The organism is Streptomyces griseus subsp. griseus (assembly GCF_003610995.1).
Taxonomy (GTDB): domain Bacteria; phylum Actinomycetota; class Actinomycetes; order Streptomycetales; family Streptomycetaceae; genus Streptomyces.
Genome location: NZ_CP032543.1, coordinates 1,984,540 through 2,005,771, shown reverse-complemented (window position 1 = coordinate 2,005,771; position 21,232 = coordinate 1,984,540). Strand labels below are relative to the sequence as shown.

General features: G+C 71.4%; 18 protein-coding genes. 11 read left to right on the top strand and 7 right to left on the bottom strand.

Features of this window, described 5'->3' with window-relative positions; translation table 11 throughout:
* Window positions 1–2: 2 nt before the first annotated feature.
* Together D6270_RS09280 and D6270_RS09275 are read left to right on the top strand one after the other, a co-directional pair.
* Window positions 3–986 (top strand): aldo/keto reductase family protein, encoded by a 984-nt coding sequence (locus tag D6270_RS09280; RefSeq protein WP_109165849.1) that lies wholly within the window; start codon window positions 3–5, stop codon window positions 984–986.
* The gene (locus D6270_RS09275; RefSeq protein WP_109165850.1) at window positions 979–2,247 is read left to right on the top strand and encodes an AMP-binding protein; all 1,269 of its coding nucleotides are present in this window, start codon (window positions 979–981) and stop codon (window positions 2,245–2,247) included. Before D6270_RS09280 ends, D6270_RS09275 begins: the two co-directional genes overlap by 8 nt.
* Window positions 2,248–2,301: 54 nt before the next feature.
* On the opposite strand, the gene D6270_RS09270 is transcribed toward D6270_RS09275, so the two are convergent.
* From D6270_RS09270 to D6270_RS09260, 3 genes are read right to left on the bottom strand one after another with little or no spacing between them, the layout of a single operon-like run.
* Window positions 2,302–3,054, bottom strand: coding sequence for an ABC transporter permease (locus tag D6270_RS09270; RefSeq protein ID WP_109165851.1), 753 nt, complete (start codon window positions 3,052–3,054; stop codon window positions 2,302–2,304).
* A gap of 14 nt (window positions 3,055–3,068) precedes the next feature.
* Entirely contained in the window at window positions 3,069–4,046 is a 978-nt protein-coding gene (locus D6270_RS09265; RefSeq protein WP_109167528.1) for an ATP-binding cassette domain-containing protein, read from the bottom strand.
* A gap of 2 nt (window positions 4,047–4,048) precedes the next feature.
* The gene (locus D6270_RS09260) at window positions 4,049–4,645 is read right to left on the bottom strand and encodes a PadR family transcriptional regulator (RefSeq protein ID WP_109165852.1); all 597 of its coding nucleotides are present in this window, start codon (window positions 4,643–4,645) and stop codon (window positions 4,049–4,051) included.
* Between the two features lie 98 nt (window positions 4,646–4,743).
* On the opposite strand from D6270_RS09260, the gene D6270_RS09255 reads away from it, so the two are divergent.
* Complete coding sequence (locus D6270_RS09255) at window positions 4,744–7,221, top strand: excinuclease ABC subunit UvrA (RefSeq protein WP_109165853.1); 2,478 nt, start codon at window positions 4,744–4,746, stop codon at window positions 7,219–7,221.
* 203 nt (window positions 7,222–7,424) lie between these two features.
* Complete coding sequence (locus tag D6270_RS09250; protein ID WP_109165854.1) at window positions 7,425–8,651, top strand: class I SAM-dependent methyltransferase; 1,227 nt, start codon at window positions 7,425–7,427, stop codon at window positions 8,649–8,651.
* A 30-nt stretch (window positions 8,652–8,681) separates the two neighbouring features.
* Here the strand turns inward: D6270_RS09250 and D6270_RS09245 are convergent, their stop codons facing one another.
* Genes D6270_RS09245 through D6270_RS09230 form a run of 4 tightly spaced genes read right to left on the bottom strand, consistent with a single transcriptional unit; the run spans window position 8,682 to window position 13,382 of the window.
* Window positions 8,682–9,695, bottom strand: a complete 1,014-nt coding sequence (locus tag D6270_RS09245) for an NAD-dependent epimerase/dehydratase family protein (protein ID WP_225976800.1) — start codon at window positions 9,693–9,695, stop codon at window positions 8,682–8,684.
* Between the two features lie 5 nt (window positions 9,696–9,700).
* On the bottom strand, window positions 9,701–10,894 hold the full coding sequence (locus D6270_RS09240) for a nucleotide disphospho-sugar-binding domain-containing protein (RefSeq protein WP_109165855.1): 1,194 nt from the start codon (window positions 10,892–10,894) through the stop codon (window positions 9,701–9,703).
* 5 nt (window positions 10,895–10,899) lie between these two features.
* Window positions 10,900–12,111: an acyltransferase family protein gene (locus tag D6270_RS09235; protein WP_158650491.1), complete on the bottom strand. Its 1,212-nt coding sequence runs from the start codon at window positions 12,109–12,111 to the stop codon at window positions 10,900–10,902.
* Between the two features lie 53 nt (window positions 12,112–12,164).
* Window positions 12,165–13,382 (bottom strand): nucleotide disphospho-sugar-binding domain-containing protein, encoded by a 1,218-nt coding sequence (locus D6270_RS09230; protein ID WP_225976799.1) that lies wholly within the window; start codon window positions 13,380–13,382, stop codon window positions 12,165–12,167.
* A gap of 196 nt (window positions 13,383–13,578) precedes the next feature.
* Between D6270_RS09230 and D6270_RS09225 the strand changes: the two genes are divergently transcribed.
* From D6270_RS09225 to D6270_RS09195, 7 genes are all read left to right on the top strand, one after another.
* Complete coding sequence (locus D6270_RS09225; protein WP_158650489.1) at window positions 13,579–14,769, top strand: nucleotide disphospho-sugar-binding domain-containing protein; 1,191 nt, start codon at window positions 13,579–13,581, stop codon at window positions 14,767–14,769.
* Window positions 14,757–15,386 carry a dTDP-4-dehydrorhamnose 3,5-epimerase family protein gene (locus D6270_RS09220; protein WP_109165858.1) on the top strand — a complete coding sequence of 210 codons (630 nt, stop codon included), beginning with the start codon at window positions 14,757–14,759 and terminating at the stop codon, window positions 15,384–15,386. Before D6270_RS09225 ends, D6270_RS09220 begins: the two co-directional genes overlap by 13 nt.
* Before the next feature lie 35 nt (window positions 15,387–15,421).
* On the top strand, window positions 15,422–17,095 hold the full coding sequence (locus tag D6270_RS09215) for an FAD-dependent oxidoreductase (protein WP_109165859.1): 1,674 nt from the start codon (window positions 15,422–15,424) through the stop codon (window positions 17,093–17,095).
* Between the two features lies 1 nt (window position 17,096).
* The gene (locus D6270_RS09210; protein ID WP_109165860.1) at window positions 17,097–17,858 is read left to right on the top strand and encodes an SDR family NAD(P)-dependent oxidoreductase; all 762 of its coding nucleotides are present in this window, start codon (window positions 17,097–17,099) and stop codon (window positions 17,856–17,858) included.
* A 133-nt stretch (window positions 17,859–17,991) separates the two neighbouring features.
* Window positions 17,992–18,948: an aromatase/cyclase gene (locus D6270_RS09205; protein ID WP_109165861.1), complete on the top strand. Its 957-nt coding sequence runs from the start codon at window positions 17,992–17,994 to the stop codon at window positions 18,946–18,948.
* Window positions 18,932–20,608 (top strand): class I adenylate-forming enzyme family protein, encoded by a 1,677-nt coding sequence (locus D6270_RS09200; RefSeq protein WP_109165862.1) that lies wholly within the window; start codon window positions 18,932–18,934, stop codon window positions 20,606–20,608. The genes D6270_RS09205 and D6270_RS09200 overlap by 17 nt, the downstream gene beginning before the upstream one ends.
* Window positions 20,605–20,904 carry an antibiotic biosynthesis monooxygenase family protein gene (locus D6270_RS09195; RefSeq protein ID WP_109165863.1) on the top strand — a complete coding sequence of 100 codons (300 nt, stop codon included), beginning with the start codon at window positions 20,605–20,607 and terminating at the stop codon, window positions 20,902–20,904. Before D6270_RS09200 ends, D6270_RS09195 begins: the two co-directional genes overlap by 4 nt.
* The last annotated feature ends 328 nt before the right edge of the window (window positions 20,905–21,232 follow it).

Below are 21,232 nucleotides of genomic sequence, written 5' to 3'. Positions count from 1 at the left end.
CGATGGAACACCGGTACCTGGGGCGCAGCGGACTGCGCATCAGCGAGATCGTCTTCGGCAATCTGCTCTATCCGCAGGACAGCACGCCCGACGGGACGGTGCTCGGCTGTCTGCGCACGGCGCTGGACGAGGGCGTCACGACGTTCGACACCGCGGACATCTACGGGATGGGGCGTTCGGAGGAGCTCCTGGGCAGGGCCCTCGCCGGCGAGCCGCGTGACGGGGTGGTGATCTGTACCAAGGTCTTCTTCCCGGCTGGTAACGGGCCGAACGGCTCGGGGCTCTCCCGCAAACACGTCCGTGAAGGTCTCGAAGCCTCGCTGCGGCGGCTGGACACCGACTACGTCGACCTCTACACGGCCCATCGCTACGACCCGAACACCCCGCTGGAAGAGACCATGCTCGCCTTCGCTGACCTGGTGCGCGCCGGCAAGGTCCTCTACATGGGAGTCTCGGAATGGACCCCCGAGCAGATCGGCGAGGCGGCGGCACTGGCGAAGGAGCTGGGGGTCCACCTCATCTACAACATGCCCCAGTACTCGGCGCTCTGGCGTGAGCCCGAGGCGCGGGTGATGCCCGCCTGCGAGCGCCTCGGCATCGGGGTGGTGCCCTACTTCACCCTCGCCCAGGGGGTGCTGAGCGGAAAGTACCTGCCCGGCAGGCCAGCGCCCGAGGACTCACGGGGCGGTGCCGAACTGATCGGCGGCCGGGCCAGGTTCATGCGGCGCTTCCTTGCGGACGATGTGCTCGAGCGGGTCCAGCGGCTGGCGGGGCCCGCCTCGGAGGCGGGGCTGACGCTCTCCCAGCTCGCCATGGCCTGGGTGCTGCGGCAGCCGGGCGTGGCGGGCGCCGTCGTCGGGGCGTCCCGGCCGGAGCAGGTGAGGGAGAACGCCGCGGCCTCCGGGGTGAAACTCGACCCCGGCCTGGTGGAGCGGATCGACGAGGTGCTCGGCCCGGTGGCGGAGTACGGGGCGGCCGATGCGTGAGCCGACCGGTACCGGCGCCGTGGAGGACCGGCTGTGCGCCAGGCCAGCCGCCCGCTATGTGACCGAGCTCTTCACCGGGCTCCACCGGTGGTCCGGCCGGATCGCGCTGCGGACGGGGAAGCGGCAGATCACGTTCGACGAGCTGCTGGCCCAGAGCTACCGGATCGCCCGCGCGCTGGAGCGGATGGGGCACAGCCGCCATGAGGGCATCGTGTGCCTCACGGCGAACCCGCCCGAGCTGGTAGCCCTGCGGCTCGCCGCCCACCTGCTGGGCAGCCGCTTCACCGCGCTCAACGTCAACGTGCCGGGGGATGTGACAGGCTGGCGCGGGATCCTCGCCTCCGTGCGGCCCGCGGTCTTCCTGGTGGACCGGCGGGGCGCCGAGGTGCTGGGGGAGCCGGTGCCCGGAACGCTGACGCTGGGAGTGCCGGAGGCGGGGTGCGACCTGCTGGCCCGGGCCGCCGAGGAGTCCGGGGAGCCGTTGGCGCCGCGCGCCCGGGAGGAGGACATCGCCCTGCTGGTCCCGTCGCACGGTACGACGGGTCCCCGGCGGGGAGCCGTCCACCGGTTCTCCGGGATGAGGGTCGACTGGCGCCGCCCGGAGGAAGGCGCACTCGGCGATTTCCCGGCCGGGATCACCACCCTGGCGGTCAGCCCGCTGGCGGGGAACGCGGGGGAGGTCGTGCTCATGCTCCTCAGGCAGGGTTGCACCGCTCTGCTCATGGACGACTTCGACCCGGGCCGGGTGCTCGCGACCGTCGAGGCCGAGCGGATCACCAGCGTGTACCTGCTCTCCGGTCACCTGCGGCGGCTGCTCGCCCACCCGGATGTCGGCCGGACGGACCTGTCCAGCCTGCGCTATGTGCCGTACGGTAACGCGCCTGTCCCGGCCGCCACCGTGCGGCGGGCGGTCGAGGTCTTCGGCCCGGTCCTGGCACAGAACTACCTCAGCAGCGAGATCCGGGCCATCACCCTCCTGCGGCAGGAGGACCACCTGGCCGCCGCGGCGCGCCGGCCGGAGCTGCTGCGGTCCGTCGGACGGGCGCTGCCCGAGGTCGAGATCCGGATACGCGGGCCCCGGGACGAGCCGCTTCCCTGCGGCGCGTGTGGCGAGGTCTGGCTGCGCGCCCCGCACATGATGAGCGGCTACTGGCGCGATCCGGCCGGGACGGCCCGGGTCATGCGCGGAGGCTGGCTGCACTCCGGCGACCGGGGCCGGCTGGACGAGGAGGGCTACCTCTATCTCACCGGCCGCGCCTGAAGTGGCGTAGGGGCGTCCCGCTCGAGCGGGACGCCCCTACGCCACTTCCGTGTGTCAGGCGTTCTCCTTGGAGAAGGTCCGGATGCCGAGGGCGACGCAGACCACCGCGAGCACGATCGCGACGCACGTTCCCTCCAGGACCGCCCTGGTGGCGAACTGGTCGGCGAACAGGTCCCGGATGGCGTCCACGATGTAGCGCAGGGGGTTGAGGTGGGACAGGTAGTCCAGCCACTTCGGCGCCAGGTCCATCGGCAGCAGGATGCCGGCCAGCAGCATGACGGGCAGCGCGGCAGAGGTCAGCAGCGGGGCGAACTGGTCCTCCGACTTCAGCGCGACACCCAGCGACAGCGAGAGCGACGCGAGCGCGATGCCGAGCAGCACGACGAGGACGACGGCGCCCAGGATCCCCAGGAAGCCGGCGCGCAGTCCGAGGAGGAAGCCCACGGAGACGATGATGACGGACTGGGTGAGGAGGATCGCGACCTCGCGCGACACCCGTCCCATGAGCAGCGCGAAGCGACTGACCGGGGTGACACGCATCCGCTCGATGACGCCCGAGCGTACGTCGGAGATGATGCCGAAACCGCAGAAGCCGGCGCCGAACAGTGCGAGGTACACGAGGACCCCGGGGACGAACGTCTGCCAGGTGTTGCCGCTGCCCATGCCGCCGAGCTTGGTCAGCAGCGGGCCGAAGAGCAGGAGGTAGAGGACGGGCTGGACCATGCCCAGCACGATGGTGATCTTGTACCGGAAGGTGAACCGGAGCTGGTTGTCGAAGACGAGTAAGGTCTCACGGAGGGTCTTCACAGGTGTTTCCTTCCTCAGGCGCCGGCGGGGGCGGTTGCGGCGGCGTGCAGTTCTTCGGTCGGCTGTCCGGTGAGGGCGAGGAAGACGTCGTCGAGGCTCGGACGGTCGACCTGGATGGAGACGATGTCGACCGCGCTCGATTCCAGCGCGTGCATGACGTCGACCATGGTCCGGCTGCTGTGTTCGGTGCGGAAGCGGATGGTGGTTCCGCCGGGGATCACCGAACGGGCCGACGGCAGCCGCTCGATGACGGCGGTGGCGGGCGCGACGCCCTCCGGGGCGACCTCGACGGTCACCGTGTCGCCCGAGATCCGCCCCTTGAGCTCCTCCGGACTGTCCTCCACGAGGATGGTGCCGCGGTCCATGATGAGGATGCGGTCACACAGGGCGTCCGCCTCGTCGAGGTAGTGAGTGCTGAGGAAGACGGTGGCGCCGAGCTCGTCGCGCAGTTTGCGGATGTGGTCCCAGAGGTTGTTGCGGCTGGTCGGGTCGAGTCCGGTGCTGGGTTCGTCCAGGAAGATCAGCGGAGGCTGGTGCACCAGGCCGAGCGCGATGTCGAGCCGCCGCCGCTGACCGCCGGACAGACTGCTGACGAGCCGGCCCTCCAGCCCGTCGAGACCCAGCCGGCCCGCCAGGGCGGTGATGCGTGACCGTGCCTCGCTCTTGGAGAGTCCGTACAGCCGGGCCTGGAGAATGAGTTCGTTGACCACGGACTCCGCGGGATTCGCCCCGCCGCCCTGGGCGACGTAACCGATCCGCCTGCGGACGCCGACCGGGTCGCCGAGCAGGTCGTGGCCCGCGATCACGGCTGTTCCCGAGGTGGGGCGTAGCAGTGTCGTGAGCATCCGCATCGTGGTGGTCTTGCCCGCGCCGTTGGGACCGAGGAAACCAACGATCTCCCCCGCGGCGACGGTGAAGTCGACACCGCGGACGGCGTTCACCTCGCCCTGCGGCGCCTGAAACGTCCGGGACAGGCCGTGTACTTCGATCATGTTCACGGTGATACCTCCGCTGTGGGTCCGGTGGTCCCGTCGGCGGGAAGCTCCTCGCCGACGCGTTGTTCGGCCGCGACCGTCTCGGTGATCGTCCGGTCGAGTTCGTCCTGCCAGAGCAGGTCCGCGTCGAGCTGCATCACCCTGCGCCGGAACATCGCGGCATCGAGCGGCCCGATCTGGCCGGCCTCGCGCAGCGCGCGGCTCTCGGCCTCGATGTCGTTGCGCATGGTCAGGACGGCTTCGCGGCGCCGCTCCAGCAGGTCCAGAAGGGTCGGCAGTTCGCTGGTGCGGGTGAAGAGGAGGGCGACGCCGAACGGATCCGTCCCGTGGTGCACCTGGGTGACCGCCTGCTCACGCAGGTCGCGCAGCTCGCCCTCTCCCGAGGGGGTGATCCGGTACACGGTCCTGGCGGGGCGTCTGCCCACCTGTTCCGTGCGGACGGATTCGACCAGGCCGCCTTCGTCCATCGTGCGCAGCTCGCGGTAGAGCGCGCCGACGCTGACGCCTCCCCAACTGCTGACGCTGGTCACTTCCGCGATGCGGCGGATCTCGTGGCCGTGGAGCGGTCCCACGTTCTGAAGGGTCCCGAGAGCCATTAGACGAGTTAGATTCACGAAGCTAGTATCGTGAGAGTAATATCGAGAGTCAAGCTACAGCGGGAAGTCCACGTACAGGTCCAGCAGAAGGAGCAGTGGTGAGTCACGAGGCCGAGGGCGCACCGGGCGGCGAGTTCATCGAGGTCGTCGGAGCGAACACGCACAATCTGCGGAACGTCAGCGTCACCATCCCGAAGAACAGGATCGTCGCCTTCACCGGTGTCAGCGGCAGCGGGAAGACGTCCCTCGCCATCGACACGATCCACGCCGAGGCCCAACTGCGGTACCTCAACGGCATCTCGCCGTTCTTCCGGCAGTTCATCTCGCCCAAGGACCGCCCCCAGGTGGACCGGATCGCCGGGCTCGGAGTGACCCTCGCCGTGGATCAGCGGCGGCTGAACCGCAGTCCCCGCTCGACCCTGGGCAGCATCACCGGACTGAACGACTTCCTCGGGCTGCTGTTCGCGCGCATGCCCGCACTGGGCCCGGAAGCCGTGGAGTTCCCCGAGCTACGCGGGCTCACCAGCGCCTACTTCGACCGCTACAGCATGGAGGGCCGCTGCAAGAAGTGCGCCGGCCTCGGCTACGTCGTCACCCCGGCCGAGGACCGGATCGTCACCCGGCCCGACCTCCCGCTGAGGGCCGGGGCGGGGGAGTGGTTCGAGCGGGCCAACTCCGGCGAGTACCTTGCGCTGCCCGCACTCGCCGAGCGGTACGGTGCCGACCTCGACCGGCCCTGGCGCGAGCTGCCTGAGGCGTTCCGCCACGCCGTGCTCCACGGCACGGGGGACGAGGCGGTCTCCTACAAGATCGTCAGCAAGCAGAAGAAGTCCGGCACCGAGACCGTCATCGAACGCAGCGTCCCGCTCAAGGGTGCTGTCTTCGAGGTCTCACGGCTGTACGAGGCCGCGGCCTCCGACAGCAGCAAGGAGAACTACGCGCGGTTCATGCGCCGTCAGGACTGCGAGGGCTGTGCGGGCAGCGGCTTCGGCGACGTCCCGCGCACCCTCAAGGTCGCCGGGCTGACCTACCCCGAGATCGTGCGGATGCCCATCGAGGATCTGCGGGACTGGGTGGCGACCGTCGACGCCACCCTCACCCCCATGCAGCGCGAGGTCGCGGTCAACCTGCTGCCCGACCTCGGCCGACGGGTCCGCCTGATGGTCGAGCTGGGACTGGGCCACCTGCGGGTCACCCGCAGTGCCCCGTCCATGTCCGGCGGTGAACTGCAGCGAGCCCGCGTCACCGCCCAGCTGAACATGGACCTGACCGGCATCATCTTCGTCCTGGACGAGCCGAGTGCCGGACTGCACCCCGCCGACAAGCATCCGTTGCGTGAGATCCTGCACGCGCTGCGAGACGCGGGCAACACGGTCCTGCTCGTCGAGCACGACCCCGAACTCATCGCACTCGCCGACTGGGTGGTGGACCTGGGGCCCGGCGCAGGACGCGAGGGCGGCACCCTCGTCGCATCCGTGCCCACCGCCGAGCTCAGCGACAACCCGCACTCGCTCACCGGCGCCTACCTTGCGGGGCGCGGCCCCCGGGTCCGGCGGGAGCGGCGCTACGACGCCGCGGCCGCGCCGCGGCTCGGCCTGGTCGGGATCGACGTGCACAACGTCCGGCTGGACCGGGTGGACATCCCTCTCAACTCGCTGACCTGTATCACCGGGGTGAGCGGCAGCGGCAAGAGCAGCCTCCTGCACGAGGCCCTCGGTGCGAGCCTGGCGGCCACGCTGCGCGGTGAATGCCCCGAAGCCGTCGCCTCGGTCGAGGGCGCGGCGGCGGTGGGCTGGGTGACCGTGGTGAACCAGGACCCGATCGGCCGTACCCCGCGGTCCAACCCCGCCACCTACACCAAGGCCTTCGACCTGATCCGCAAGCTCTACGCGGCCACCCCCCAGGCCAAGAGCCTGGGCTACGGCGCCGGATCGTTCTCCTTCAACTCGCCCGGCGGCCGCTGTGAGGCCTGCCAGGGGTACGGAAGGCGCCAGGTCGACATGCACTTCATGCCCGACATGTGGGTCGAGTGCGATGTCTGCGAGGGCCGCCGGTTCACCCCCGAACTGCTCGCCGTCACCTATCACGGCAAGTCGGTCGACGAGGTGCTGGCCATGACGGTGGACGAGGCCGCCGAGTTCTTCCCCGGCCCCGCACCCCTCGCCGCCACCCTCCGCGCCACCCAGCAGGCGGGGCTGGGCTACCTGCAACTCGGGCAGAGCGGAACCGAGTTGTCAGGCGGTGAGGCGCAGCGCCTCAAGCTCGCCAACGCCATACTCATGGGCAGCGGCAGTCGGGGACGGGGCCTGGTGATCCTCGATGAACCGGTCACCGGGCTCCATCCCTCCGACGTACAGCGCATGGTCGACGCCTTCGACACCCTGCTCGCGGCCGGCAACTCCGTCGTCATCGCCGAGCACGATCTGCACGTCGCCGCCTGCGCCGACTGGATCATCGACATGGGGCCGGGCGCCGGCGAACGGGGAGGCACGGTCGTCGGCGAGGGCCCTCCGGCGACCGTCGCGGCCGGCCCGGGCGTCACGGCCCGGTACCTGCGGCCTCTCGTGGCCGACTGAGCCGTGGCTCCCGGACGGTCGGGCCGCCGACGGCACGGTGGCAGGGCGTCAAGCGCGTCTTGAGCGATTGCCGAGGCCCGGCGGGGACGATCTCGACCACAAGGATCGTCCCCGCACGTCGGACAGCCGAGAACGGCACGGAACGACGGCCGTCGACCGGCCGGCCGCTCAGGCCGAGTCCTGGACAGGAGCTGAGGAACCATATGTCTGACACGCTCGACTGCCGGATCTGCGGCGGTACGCTGCACGAGTTCTTCGACTTCGGACGCCAGCCACTGGCTGACGCGTTCGTCGACCCGAACCACCCCGCCCAGGAGTACTTCCACCGGCTAGCGGTTGCCCAGTGCGGCTCCTGCACGATGGTCCAGCTCCTGGAGGACGTACCGCGCGAGCACATGTTCCGCACCGACTACCCCTACCTCTCCTCGGGGTCCTCGGCCATGCAGGACCACTTCCGCGCCACCGCCGGGCACTTCCTCGACCACGAACTGCGCGACCTGGACTCCTTCGTCGTCGAGTTCGGCAGCAACGACGGCATCATGCTCGACACCGTGGCCCGGGCCGGCCGCCGCCACCTCGGCGTCGAGCCCTGCGCGGGCGTCGCCGAGGCCGCCGCCGCCAAGGGCATCCGGGTCCGTAACGCCTTCTTCGAGGAATCCACGGCGGCCGAGATCGTCGCCACCGAGGGCCGCGCGAACGTCATCTACGCCGCCAACACCTTCTCGCACATCTCCTACGTCGACTCCGTCTTCCGCGGGGTGGACATCCTGCTCGACGAGGACGGCATCTTCGTCTTTGAGGACCCCTACATGGGGGACATCGTCGAGCGGACGTCGTTCGACCAGATCTACGACGAGCACTTCTACTTCTTCACCGTGCGGTCGGTGCAGAACATGGCGGCCTTCTACGGATTCGAACTCGTCGACGTGGAGCACCTGCCCGTGCACGGCGGCGAGATCCGCTACACGCTCGCCCGGTCGGGCTCACGGACGCCCTCCCCCGAGGTCGCCCGCTTCCTGGACCGGGAGAAGATCCTCGGACTCGCCGAACGGCCCACGCTGGAGAGCTTCGCCACCAACATCGACCTGCTGCGCGAGGGGCTCCGCTCGCTGCTGGTGCGCTGCCGTGACGAGGGCAGGAGCGTCGTCGGCTACGGGGCGACCGCCAAGAGCGCCACGCTCACCAACTACTGCGGCATCGGCCCCGAACTGGTGTCCTTCATCGCGGACAACACCCCGGCCAAGCAGGGCACACTCAGTCCCGGATCGCACATCCCGGTGCGCTCGCCCGAGGCGTTCGCCGACCCCTACCCCGACTACGCGCTGCTGTTCGCCTGGAACCACGCCGAGGAGATCATGCGCAAGGAGGCCGAGTTCAAGCGCCGCGGCGGCCGGTGGATCCTCTACGTGCCCGAACTCCACATCGTCTGAGGGACCCCACCACGGTCCTGGGGCCCGTCGTCAGACTGCCCTCTGCCGGGCGAGGGCCGCCACCAGCTCGTCCAGCGCCTCCGGCATCGACTGCCGGGGGCGCCAGCCCGTGGCGGTCCGGAAGGCCGAGGCGTCGACGACCGTGCCCCGGACGTCGGCGGCCGTCGCCGTGGCCGGCGGCTCCACGGACACCACCGGCACCGGCGGCGCGCCGGTGTGCGCGGCGACGCTCCGGGCGACGGCGGTGAACAGATCGGCCACCCGCACCGGCCGGCCGGTGCCCACCACCCAGTGACGTCCGGCCAGCGCGCCGGCCCGGTCCGGGGCCGCGCACACCGCGAACGCGCGGGCCGCGTCCGTGACATGCAGCAGGTCCCGTTCCACGGACCCGTCGCTCCACACCGGGAGCGGCTCGCCCGCGAACGCGCGCCGCGCCATCGCGGTGACCACCCCGTTGCCGAGCGGCCCGGGCCCCGCCCCGTACACCGTGGGCAGCCGCAGCGACACCCCGCGCAGCACCCCCTCGGCCGAAGCGGCCAGGAGAGCCTGCTCAGCGGCGAGCTTCTGGCGTGCGTACACCGTTACGGGCTCGTCGGGTTCGCTGCCGTCGATCACCCCCGCCCGCCCCACCTGTGAGGCCGAACCGGCGAAGAGCACCACCGGTGGCGGCCCGCCGCCCCGCCTCGCCCGGAGCGCGGCCACCAGGTCGTGTGCCGGCTCCACGTTCACCCGCGCGGCGGCCGGGTCGTGTTCGGCGGCCCGCCATGCCGACGCCTCGCCGATGTGCGCGACGAGATGAACGATCACGTCGGCGCCCGCCACGGCCCGGGCGACGGCCCCGGGCCGGGACAGGTCGGCCGCCCACGGCGACGCCTGCGACGAGGCGTCCCCCCAGACCGCCGCTGGGATCTCGCGCAGCCGGCCGGGCCGGGCCACCCGGCGCAGCCGGACCGGCCGGCGGGCGAGCTCCGCCACGACGGCCGATCCCAGATAGCCGGCAGCGCCCAGGACGACGACCAGCGGCTCCGTCTTCTCCCCTGCCACCGTGGTCAGGGCCCGGTCCTGGCCAGCTCGGCGAGGTCTGCGGCCACGTCCGCCGGGCTGGGCTGGGCGAGGATCTCGGTGCGCAGCCGGGCCGCAGCCACCCGGTACGCCCGCCCGCCCAAGACCTCCTCGACCGCCGCACGCAGGGAGCCGACGCCCGCCTCCTCGGCCGGCAGCCGGCGCGCCACCCCCGCCCCCTCCAGTACCTGTGCGTCGGAGACCTGGTTGGGCAGTTGCGGGACGAGGAGCTGCGGCACCCCGTGGTGGGCGGCCGTCAGAGCCGTCATGAATCCTCCTTGGTGGACCAGCAGGTCGCACCCCGGCATCAGGAGATGCAGCGGCATGGACTCCAGCACCCGCACACCGGGCGCCGATGGCCCGAGCCGCTCGCGTTCCGCCGCCGTCACCGTGACGACGACCTCGACGTCGAGACCGGCCAGAGCCTCGAGCACATCGGGCACAGTCCGGTCCTCGTGCCCGAGCACGTCCGTCGTGGAGGTTCCCCAGGTGACGCACACCCGCGGCCTGGGCGGCGGGACGCCGAGCCAGCCGGGCGTGGTCCCCGGGCCGTTGTACGGCACCCACCGCAGGGACAGCCTTTCGGGCAGCCCGGGCTGCTGAAGACTCGGCGGACAGGGGGAGACAGTGCGGTGGGCCGGGTCCCCCGGGGCGCTGACACCGTGCCGCTCGTACTGCTCCCGGTAACCCGGAAGGATGTCGAGGATCTTCGCCCCCTCCGGGGTGCCCAGGATGTCCGGTCCCCACAGGTGCCGCACCCCCGGCACCCCCAGCACATGGGCTGCGACGAGTGCCGCGGGCGCCATCGTGTCGCCGACGACGAGATCAGGCCGCCATGCGCGGGCGAAGGCGACTGTGTCGTCCAGAGCGGCCGACGTCGCCTCGTTCCAGGCGCCGAACAGACCGCCTTCGTCCCGCTCCGCCGCATCGCGCAGCTCCGCCGGGTCGCGGTGACCGGCTCCGTCCGACCGCTCGTGGGACAGGGTCCGTTTGCGTACCGCGACGTAGTCCACGTCGGAACCCACCGGCACCGCCGGCATGCCCGAGCGCAGGATCGTGGCGTGCATGGCGGGCTGGGCCGCCACCCGGACCTCGTGGCCCGCCGCACGCAGCGCCCAGGCGAGCGGGACCATCGCCATGTAGTGCGTGGGCCAGCCCGAGGCCGCGAAGAGGACCTTCATGCCACTCACCTCTCCACCATGTGTGCCGCACCGGCCTGATGTGCGGGAGGGGCCGACGACTGGGGCGAGGTCACCGGAACCGGGGGGACGTCCTTCGGCCGCAGCCTGCGCACCAGCGGCTGTTCCACCAGCCGGTGGAGCAGCCAGGCGGCCAGCACAGCCAGCGCGAACTGGGCGAGGAACGACAGCACCGCCACCCACCAGGACAGCACGGGCAGCGGCGCGGGCAGCAGACCCGCCCGCATGCCGAGGTTCCACAGCCGGCTGAACAGCTCCTCCTGGACCAGCAGATGGCTGACGTAGAAGGACAGGGATATCTCGCCGAACCACACCAGCGGTTTCCAGCGGAGCGGCGACCAGGCGGAGTTGACGTCGGCGGTGCTGAGGGCGGGGATGAGCAGGGCGAAGGGGATGAGCATGCCCGCCGCGAGCGGCAGATAGCTGTCGAGGTGGAGATTGACCCCCCAGCCGATCGCGCACAGCACCAGGCAGGCCGCGACCCCCGGTCCGCGCCACGCGCCCCTGCGCACCAGGACGGCCAGGGAGATCCCGATGACGAACTCGGCCATGCGCATGGGCGGGAAGACATACGCGAACCAGTAGCCGATCGGCCCGCCGTATCCGGCGGTCGGCACCATCTCCACCGGATCGGGCGAGCGGATCGCGAAGGTGTGTCCGACGACGTACGGCAGGAAGAAGACCAGGAACACCGAGCACGCGGACACCGCGTAGAGCATCCCGTTCCTGGCCCTGCTCAGCACCGGAAGCAGTACGGGGAAGCACAGGTAGAAGAACGCCTCACAGCTCAGCGACCAGTCGATGCCCGTCATCGTGAGGTAGTACCACTGGCTCGGGACCCAGCTCTGCACCAGGAACACATGGGACAGCGTGACCTCCATGCCGGGCACCTCGTACCGCACCGAGACCAGGATGAACGCGACGGCGGTGCTGATCAGGTGGACCGGATAGATCTTCGCGATCCGGCGCCGGTAGAAGGAGCGGGTGCTGTCACCCGGGCGTGCGATGTAGGCCAGGACGAACCCGCTGAGCAGGAAGAAGCAGGAGACCGCCGTTCCGCCGGCCCGGGAGAACAGCACGTGGAACACCTGCTGTACGAACGGCGAGTCCATCGACCCGCCCGCCATGACGAACGCGAGAAAGAAATGCGTGCCGAACACCATCAACGCGAGAATTCCGCGCAGTCCTGTGAGGGACACGAGATGGGTGACCGCCGCATTATTCTTGGCTGTATTCTCGACAACCGGGGAAATCATCCTGCCTCTTTCGTCCGGTGGGAACTCCTTGGGGAAACAGTGGAGAAGCAGGCCAGTTTCTCGATGACGCCGACCAGGTCGGCCGGGCTGGGCTGGGCGAGGATTTCCGCTGAGAGCCGCCCGGCCGCGTCCCGGTAGGAGCGGTCGTCCAGTAGCCGGGTCACCTGTTCCCGTACGGTCTCGACCGGCCGCTCGGTCCGGCTCACCTCGCCGTACGTCAGGTTGATGCCCGCACCGGTGAGGGCCTGCCGCTCGCCGTTGAGCGTCGGCTCGGGCCTGCGGGTGATCGTCAGCTGGGGGACGCCGTGACGGGCGGCGGTGAGCGTGGTTCCCGCGCCGCCGTGGTGGACCACCGCTACGCAGCCCGGCAGCAGCATGTGCAGCGGCACGGAGATCTCGGTACGCACGGACGGCGGTAGGTCGCCCAGCAGTTGGCGCTGGTCGGCGGTGGTGGCCAGGACGACCTCCACGGGCAGGGCCGCGACGGCCTCCACGGCCTGGCGCAGCAGCTCCGTCATGTCGGCGCCGAGCAGCTTGGCCGTGGTCGCGCCCCAGGTGACACAGACCCGCGGCCGGGACGGCGGATCGAGGAGCCGTACGGGGATCCGTCCCGGGCCGTTGTAGGGCACGTACTGCACCGAGTGCACATCCGGCCCGGAACCGAAGCCCATGCTGGGCGGGCATGGGTCAACCCATGCGTCGGGCCAGGTCCGCACCGCCGCACGGTACCGGTCGAAGAGCGCGACGAAACCGTCCTGGGGATCCGGACCCAGCCCCTTCATCTCCAGGCGCTGAAGCCCCGGGCTACCCCACAGATGGCTCACGCTGGGGATGTCGAGGACCGAGCCGGCCACCGGCCCCGCGTAGGAGACGGCGTCGTGGACGACGGCATCGGGCCGCCAGGCCTCACCGAACCGCACCAGGTCATCGAGCATCCCGGCGGCTATCGCGAACTGCCGCTGCCCCAGGGCTTCCAGTAGTTCCTTGCGCCGGCCGTCGAGCAGGCTGGGGGTCACCGGCCAACCGGCCGGCCACCGCTCGTGGTCGTGCCAGCCGGAGAGGCTCCCGCCGCGGGAGGTGCCGGTGAGATCGACCTCGGCACCGACCGGCACGGCCGGCAGCCCGGAGGCGGTGATGGCGTCCACGAGCGAGGGCGCGCCGGCGACGCGCACCTCGTGGCCCGCCGCGCGCGCCGCCCACGCGAGCGGAACCATGGGGAAAAGGTGGGACGGTGAAGGGAAAGCAGTGAAGAGCAGGCGCATTTTCCGAGCCTCCTGGTCCGGGGTCATTCCAGCCCATGCCAATTTCTTTCAGTGGCACCCAGAGTCCAGGTCGAGCCTGGCTCGACTCTGCATCGAGAAGCGGTTTTCGCTCTGTCCGCCGGAGCCCTCGCCTGTCATGGTCGACGCCATGAGGGTTTTGCTGACCAGCGCACCTATGCACGGGCACATCCTGCAACTCGTCCCGCTTTCCTGGGCATTGAAGGCGGCAGGGCACGAGGTGCTGCTCACCGTGCCCGAGGGATCCGTCGAGGTGGCGCTCGCGGCGGGGCTGCCCGCCGTGGGGAACGCCGAGCCGGTGGCGATGAGCGAGATGATCGGACGACGGCGGGACGGCACCCCCGTCCCGTGGCCGGTCTCACCCGAAGCGAAGGTGCGCCGCAGCGGACGCGGATTCGGCAGGCTGGCCGTGCGCGTCATCGAGGGAACCTTGGGGATCGCCGAGCGGTGGCGGCCGGACCTGGTGGTCAGCGAGCCCACCGAGTACGCGGGCCGGATGGTCGCCGCCCGTCTCGGTGTGCCCTGGGTGGAGCACGGCTGGGGTCTGCACCCTTCCCCGCTCTACGCGGAGGCCGCGGCCGCCGAGCTGGCGCCCGAACTGGCCGCCTGGCGCCTGCCGGCGCTGCCGGAGCCCCGGCTGGTCCTCGACGTCTGTCCGCCGCGTATGCAGCGTCCGGACCCGAGGGCCGTGCCCGTCCGGCGTATGCGGTACGTGCCGTACAACGGCTCGGCGCCCGTACCGCCCTGGGCACTGCGGCCGGCTGCCCGGCCACGGGTGTGCGTCACGCTGGGCAGCGTGCCAGCCGCCGGGGTGCCGGGGCTGTGGGCCGAGGTCCTGACCGCGATGGACCGGATGGACGCCGACGTGGTGCTCGCGACGGACCCCGCCCAGGACCTCGGTCCTCTGCCGCCGACGGTACGGGCCGTCGACTGGCTGCCGCTGACCCATGTGCTGCCCTCCTGCGACCTGGTCGTGCATCACGGCGGCCCCGGAACGACCATGACGTCGCTCGTCCACGGACTGCCGCAACTCGTCCTGGCGCCCCTCGCGTCGGACATGGCCACCTACGGCCGGCGGGTCGTCGAGTCCGGCGCGGGGAGCACGCTGCCCGCGTCCGGGGCCACCGCCGCCCGGATCGAGACGGAGTGCCGACGGTTGCTGGAGGATCCCCGCCACCGGTTGGGCGCCCGGGCCCTCGCCGAGGACATCGCACAGCAGCCGTCCCCGGCCCTGACGGTCCCCTCCCTGGTGCGTGTCGCGCACGGCGATGCGCCAGCCGCCGCCGAGCCGGAAGGTGAGGTGCGGCGATGCGCCGGTTAGCCGTCGACGGCGCGTGGGAGATCGACCTCCGCCCGCACCACGACGAACGCGGCACCTTCGTCGAGTGGTACTCCGACGACGAGCTCGCGGCGGCTCTCGGGGCGCCGATGCCTGTGGCCCTGGGTGCTGTGTCGATCTCCCGCAAGGGCGTGGTCCGCGGTGTCCACTTCGTCGAGACGCCTCCGGGCCAGGCCCGCTACGTCACGTGTGTGGCGGGCGAGGTGCGGGACTTCGTGGTGGACGTACGCGAGGGCTCACCCACCTTCGGCCGGTGGGACTCGGTGCGGCTCGGGCCCGACCAATGGCGGGCCGTCCACCTCGCCGAGGGGCTGGGGCACGCCTTCACGGCCCTTACCGACCGCGCCACCGTGCTCTACCTCTGCTCCGCCCCCTACCGGCCCGGACGCGAACGGACGATCCACCCGCTAGACCCCGAGCTGGCCCTGCCCTGGCCCGCCGGCGCGGAGCGGTCGCTCTCCATACGGGACCGGGAGGCCCCGACCCTCGCGGAGGCCCGGCGCCGCGGCCTGCTCCCCGCCTGGTCCGCCACCCCGCCCCGGTTCACGGCGGCCACACCCGCCGGCCCGCTGCCCCGGCCCGCCCCGCCGACTGCCTGACGCTTCCGCTGATCGAACCCACGAGGAGAGAAGTCATGACGACAGCCGACAACGCCGACGGGGCGCCGCCGAGCCCTCCCCAGGTCCTGGTGACGGGCGCGGGCCCGGTGGGACTGACCGCGGCCATCGAACTCGCCCGGCGAGGTCTGCGCATACGCCTGATCGACGCCGCCCCCGGGCCCGCCGTCACCAGCCGCGCGATGGCCACCCACGCACGCTCCCTGGAGACGTACGACCAACAGGGGATCGTCGAGGGCATGATGACCCGAGGGCGGCGCATCCAGCGCTTCACCATGCACGCCAACGGCCGTCGGCTGGCACGTCTGGGCCCCGACTACTCCCGGGTCCCCACCCGCTACCCGATGACGCTGATGATCGACCAGGCCGCGACCGAGGACGTCCTGCGGCAGACCGCCGCGACGTTCGGCGTGAAGGTCGAATGGGGGGTCCGTCTCGGTAGCTTCACCCAGGACGCCGAGGCCGTGCACGCGGTCCTGCACACGGCGGACGGTGAGGAACACCTCACCGTGGAGCGGCTGGTGGGCTGCGACGGCGGACACAGCACGGTCCGCAAACTCCTAGGGCTGCCACTCCTGGGCGACTCCAGCGAGACCTGGCTGATCGCCGACGCCGAACTCGAGGCTGGTCTGCCGCAGAACAGCATCCACTGGATCAAGGCCGGCAAGGGGACGGTGATGGCCATCCCCTTTCCCGAGGAGAACAAGTGGCGGTTGCTGGACACCGCCGACGCCTCCTACAGCGGAGACCCGGACGAGGTGGCCGGCCGCTTCGCCCGCAAACTGCGAGCCGGACTCGGCCGCCCCGTGCGGGTCTCCACCCCGAGCTGGGTGTCGGTCTTCACCATCCAGCAGCGCATGATCACCCGCATGCGGGAGGGCCGGGTCATGCTGGCGGGCGATGCGGCCCACGTGCACAGCCCTGCCTCCGGCCAGGGCCTCAACACCGGTGTCCAGGACGCCTACAACCTCGCCTGGAAGCTGGCGTTCGTCGTGCGGGGCCACGCACCGGACGCCCTGCTCGACTCCTACTCGGACGAGCGTGTCCCGATCGGCCGGGCCCTCCTGGGATCCACCAGGAAGGCCACCTGGCTCGTCCAGCTGAAGAACTCCGCGGCAGGCATCGCGCTGCCCGTGGTCTTCGCGCTCGTCCGCCGGTGCGGTCCGCTGCGCGGCCGGATCGAGCGCGGGATCATCGGCACCATGTCGGCGCTGGCGCTGGACTACACCGACAGCCCGCTCACCGTCCCCGACACCCGCCCCCGCACCGCCGCGGGGCCGCGAGCCGGGACCCGGATCGCCCAGGTCACTGCTCAGGACGCCCTCGGGACGGGCTGGAGCGCCCTGCTGGCCGAGCTGCGGGACACCCGGTGCACCCTGCTCGTGGCAGGCGGGGGAACCACCTCCGCCCGTGCCGCCGAACAGGCGCACGCGGCGCACGCGGACTGGCTCTCGGTACGGGTGTTCGCCGACACGCCCGAGACCTCCGGCCCGGACGAGACCATAGGCCCCCGCCCGCTGCCGGACCCGGACGGAGGCGTCCGCAGGCACCTGAACTGCGCCCCCGACGGCTGGCTGCTGGTCCGGCCGGACGGTTACCTCTGCGCGCGCGGCTCCGCCCTGACCTCCCAGGAGCTCGCGCCCGCCTTGGACGCCGTTCGCGGGATGCGGTCCGCCGGACCGGGGGCTTGAGATGGACTTGGGAATCGCCGGAAAGACCGCGCTGATCACCGGCGCCTCATCGGGCATCGGTACGGCCACCGCCCGCGCGCTGGCCGCCGAGGGCGCCCGGGTGGTCCTCACCTACCGCACAGGGGAGAGGCGGGCCCGCGAACTCGCGGACGAGCTGGGCGCGGACCGCGATCTGGCCTGTGCCGTCCCGTACGACCTGGGCGACCCCTCGTCCGTCGACGCCGCCGTCCGGGCCGCCGAGAACCGTTGGGGAGGTGTGGACATCCTCGTCGCCAACGCGGTGCGGCGCGGCCCCCGGCAACCGCCCGGCACCCACATCGAGGACGTCCCCGCACAGCAGTGGCGGCAACTTCTCCGGGACAACCTGGAACAGACCCTGCGCACGGTCCAGCTGGTCCTGCCCGGCATGCGCGCCCGTACCTGGGGCCGGGTGGCGCTGCTGTCCTCGCACCGCACCCGCGACGGGGCACCGGGGCAGGAGTTCTACGCCGCCGGCAAGGCCGCCCTGCACGGCTTCGCGCGCAGCCTGGCCTGGGACGCGGGGCCCGACGGTGTCTTCGTCAACCTCGTCAGCCCGGGCCTGACCCGCACCGTGGGAGTGCTGTCCGACCTGCCGGCGGAGGTACGCGAGCGGGAGCTGCAGCGCACCCCGAGCGGGCGGCTGAGCACACCCGAGGACGTGGCGGCGGCGATCGCGTTCCTCTGCGCCGAGGCGAACGGCAACATCAACGGCGCCGTGATCGACGTCTCGGGCGGCCGCTGATGATCCCGCTGCCGCCGCTCATGCCTGCGCTCCCCTTCCCGTACCCCCTCTTTGTCTCCTTCCTCTTCTGCCTCCCCCGGTCCCCGCAGTTCGAGCAGCGCGCCGACGCTCCTCCCGTCCGAAAGGAATCACCATGTCCCAGCCGCACCTCATCCGGCACCGCGTCACCGTCCGAGCAGCCGCCCCGCTCTGCTTCGGCCTGATGGCCGACCTCGACCACTGGCCCCAGCACTTCGGTCCCGCCGTGCACGCCGAGGTCCTGGAGCCCGACGAAGGCGACGGCGACCTGATCCGTCGCTGGGCGCTGACCGGCGGCACCGGCGTGCACGTCTGGGACGCCCGCCGCCGGCTCGACCGGAACGGCCTGCGCATCGTCTTCGACCAGGTGGAGCCGCAGGCACCCCTGACCGGCATGCGCGCCGTGTGGAGCTTCGAGGCCGACGGCGAGGGAATCACGACCGTGGGCGTCACCCATGAGTTCACCGTCACCGGGGACGATCCCGAAGCGGTGCGTCGGACCACCGACGACGTCAACGCCCGCACCCCCGACCAGCTCGACTCGCTGCGTGACCTTGCCGAGCGGTGGGACGAGGTGGAGCCCCTGGTCATCTCCTTCGAGGACCCGCTGTTCATCGGCGGCCGGCTGGAGGACGTCTACGAGTTCCTGTACGCAGCCGACGCATGGCCGGAGCGTGTTCCGCACGTGGAGAAGCTGGAGATGACCGAGGACACCCCCGGCATCCAGTTCTTCGACATGCACACGCACACCCCCGACGGACGCGACCACAGCACCCGGTCCGTGCGGGTCTGCCTGCCGAGCCACAAGATCGTCTACAAGCAGATCAGTCTTCCGGCCCTGCTCGACGGCCATACCGGGCACTGGGTGTTCACGGAGACCCCGGAGGGTGTCATCGCCCACGCCCGGCACACCGCGACGATCAAACCGTCCGCGCTGCCACTCCTGGGGGAGGGCACCACGGTCGCCGACGCCCGGAAGTACCTGCGCCGGGTCCTGAGTACCAACAGCCTGCAAACCCTGCGGTACGCCAAGCAGTTCGCCGAGGAGCGAGTCCATGCCGCCCACGCCTGACCTCCCGCCCGCCACCGGCACACCGGCCTCCCGGGGAGCCTCCGACGAGCAGGCCCGCCCGGGGTTGCCGGCCGTGCCGTTCGACCTCGCGCGGGTGCCGGAGGTGCCCCTGGACGGTCTCCTGCGCCGGGCCGCCGCGGCGGCGCCCGACCGGGTCGCGGTGCGCACCCCGACGGGGACGACGACGTACGCGGAACTGGACGGCCGAGCCGACGACTGCGCCAGGTCCTTGAGCCGGGCGGCCGGCGGAAGCGGCACCGCCGTCGGGCTGGTGGCCTCCCTCGACCCGTCGTTCGCGGTCGCCTACTACGGCGCCGTGCGCGCGGACCACGTCGTCGTGCTGATCAACCCGCACCTGCGGGGTGACGCCCTCGCCCACGTCCTCTCCGTCGCAGGGACGACGGTGGTGGTGGCCCCGCCCGAGTTCGCCGAGCGGGTCGCCCAGGTGCGGGGGAAGCTCCCGCACCTGCGTGACGTCCTCTCCCCGGACGTGCTCGTCCAGGGCCGCGCGGGGCCCGGCGGAAGGGGCCGCGATGCCCCGGGGAGCGCCCCGCACCTGGACTCGGTGGCGTGCGTCCAGTTCACCAGCGGGACCACGGGGGAACCGAAGGCCGTTCAGCTGACACACCGCAACCTGGTGGTCAACGCCGCACAGATCGCCTCCGTCCACGGCCTGGACGGCGACGCGGTGACCCTCAACAACCTGCCGCTCTACCACCCGATGCACCTCAACGCCGCGGTGTACGCGGGAGCGACCCAGGTGCTGTGCCCGTCACCCGATCCGGCGGAGGCGATCGAGGCCGCGAACCGCCACCGCGCGACGCACTATTACAGCCTTCCCGTACGGCTGGCGCACCTGGCGGCCGACCCCCGGCTGCCGGGCCTCCGGCTGGAGACGGTCCGCGCGGTCTTCTCCGGCGGTTCGGCGCTGCTGCCCGCCCAGGCCCGTACCCTGGGGACGCACTTCGGCATCCCGGTCGTGCAGGGGTACGGACTGGCCGAGACCTCCCCGCTCACACACGGCGAGCCGCCGGCCCGGCCCCGGCCCGGCTCCGTGGGCCCTGAGGTGCCCGGCACCGAATGCCGGGTGGTGGACATGGACCGGCGCACCCCGCTCCCGGCCGGGCGGGACGGCGAGATCCAGGTCCGTGGACCGCAGCTCATGCGTGGCTACCTCGGCGCCGCCGGCCCCGCGGTCGACGCCGACGGCTGGTTCTCCACCGGTGACATCGGCCACCGGGACCAGGACGGCTACCTGTACCTGGTGGACCGGATCAAGGACGTCTTCAAGTACGAGAACTGGCTGGTGTCACCCACGGAGATCGAGCAGGTCCTCATCACGCACCCGGCCGTACGGGACTGCGCGGTGGTCGACCACCCGGAACCTTTCAGCGGCGCGGTGGCCCACGCCTTCGTCGTCCTCGACGAGGATGCCGCACTGCCCGGTCCGGCGGAGCTCGCCGCCCATGTGAACGATCAGGTCCCCTACTACCAGCAGATCAAGTACCTCGACGTGGTGGAACGCGTCCCCCGTTCCCCGAACGGCAAGATCCTCCGCCGCGAACTGCGCGCACGTGCCGCGCACACCGACCGGGCCGACCGCCTGCACCCCGGCGCGGCCGGCCGTCCTCACTCCGACCTCATAGGAGAGAACCCGTGATCACAGTGATCAACCGCCTCACGGTCCACGGCGACGTCGACGCCTTCCAGAAGATCCTCGGGGGCATCACCGAGCACATGAGCAGCCAGCCCGGATTTCTCGACCACCGCCTCTACCGTTCGGTCAACCACCCCCAGGTCTTCATCGAGACCGCCCGCTGGGCGGACGCCGAGTCCCACCGGCGGGCCATGAAGGCCGACGCGTTCCGCGACCGGGTCCGCGGCCTGGGGGACCTCGCCACACCTGAGCCGGACGTCTTCGAGATCCTGGAGGATGACACGCCCCCGCTCGGCTGATCGCAGCTGAGCGACAACACCGGTACGGGCGACGGGCGATGCCCGTCGCCCGTACCGGCTCGGAGAAGAGCCGCACCTCATCGAGGCAGGCCGCAGACCCTTCGACCGCATTGGTGCAGGCGATGAGCAGTTTCTCGATGGCGTCCGGGTCGTCGATGCCGGTGTCGCGGGTCTCGACCGCTCTGCAGAGGTCCAGCTCCGGACGTTTTGACGCCCAGCAGGAAGAGACGGTCCTGCAGACGCCGGCTTCCCCGCCGTGAATGAGGCGTTCGTCTTCGGACATCGTTCCGCCCTTCGTGCCGGGGTACGCCGACGAGACGGCCTCCGT

What these genes read in the sequence shown, in the direction of transcription:
- D6270_RS09275 (WP_109165850.1), top strand. Translation starts at nt 979, where the DNA reads ATGCGTGAGCCGACCGGTACCGGCGCCGTGGAGGACCGGCTGTGCGCC.
- D6270_RS09240 (WP_109165855.1), bottom strand. Translation starts at nt 10,894, where the DNA reads ATGAAGGTCCTCTTCGCGGCCTCGGGCTGGCCCACGCACTACATGGCG.
- D6270_RS09205 (WP_109165861.1), top strand. Translation starts at nt 17,992, where the DNA reads ATGTCCCAGCCGCACCTCATCCGGCACCGCGTCACCGTCCGAGCAGCC.
- D6270_RS09220 (WP_109165858.1), top strand. Translation starts at nt 14,757, where the DNA reads ATGCGCCGGTTAGCCGTCGACGGCGCGTGGGAGATCGACCTCCGCCCG.
- D6270_RS09260 (WP_109165852.1), bottom strand. Translation starts at nt 4,645, where the DNA reads ATGGCTCTCGGGACCCTTCAGAACGTGGGACCGCTCCACGGCCACGAG.
- D6270_RS09265 (WP_109167528.1), bottom strand. Translation starts at nt 4,046, where the DNA reads ATGATCGAAGTACACGGCCTGTCCCGGACGTTTCAGGCGCCGCAGGGC.
- D6270_RS09225 (WP_158650489.1), top strand. Translation starts at nt 13,579, where the DNA reads ATGAGGGTTTTGCTGACCAGCGCACCTATGCACGGGCACATCCTGCAA.
- D6270_RS09280 (WP_109165849.1), top strand. Translation starts at nt 3, where the DNA reads ATGGAACACCGGTACCTGGGGCGCAGCGGACTGCGCATCAGCGAGATC.
- D6270_RS09200 (WP_109165862.1), top strand. Translation starts at nt 18,932, where the DNA reads ATGCCGCCCACGCCTGACCTCCCGCCCGCCACCGGCACACCGGCCTCC.
- D6270_RS09250 (WP_109165854.1), top strand. Translation starts at nt 7,425, where the DNA reads ATGTCTGACACGCTCGACTGCCGGATCTGCGGCGGTACGCTGCACGAG.
- D6270_RS09210 (WP_109165860.1), top strand. Translation starts at nt 17,097, where the DNA reads ATGGACTTGGGAATCGCCGGAAAGACCGCGCTGATCACCGGCGCCTCA.
- D6270_RS09230 (WP_225976799.1), bottom strand. Translation starts at nt 13,382, where the DNA reads ATGGTTCCGCTCGCGTGGGCGGCGCGCGCGGCGGGCCACGAGGTGCGC.
- D6270_RS09215 (WP_109165859.1), top strand. Translation starts at nt 15,422, where the DNA reads ATGACGACAGCCGACAACGCCGACGGGGCGCCGCCGAGCCCTCCCCAG.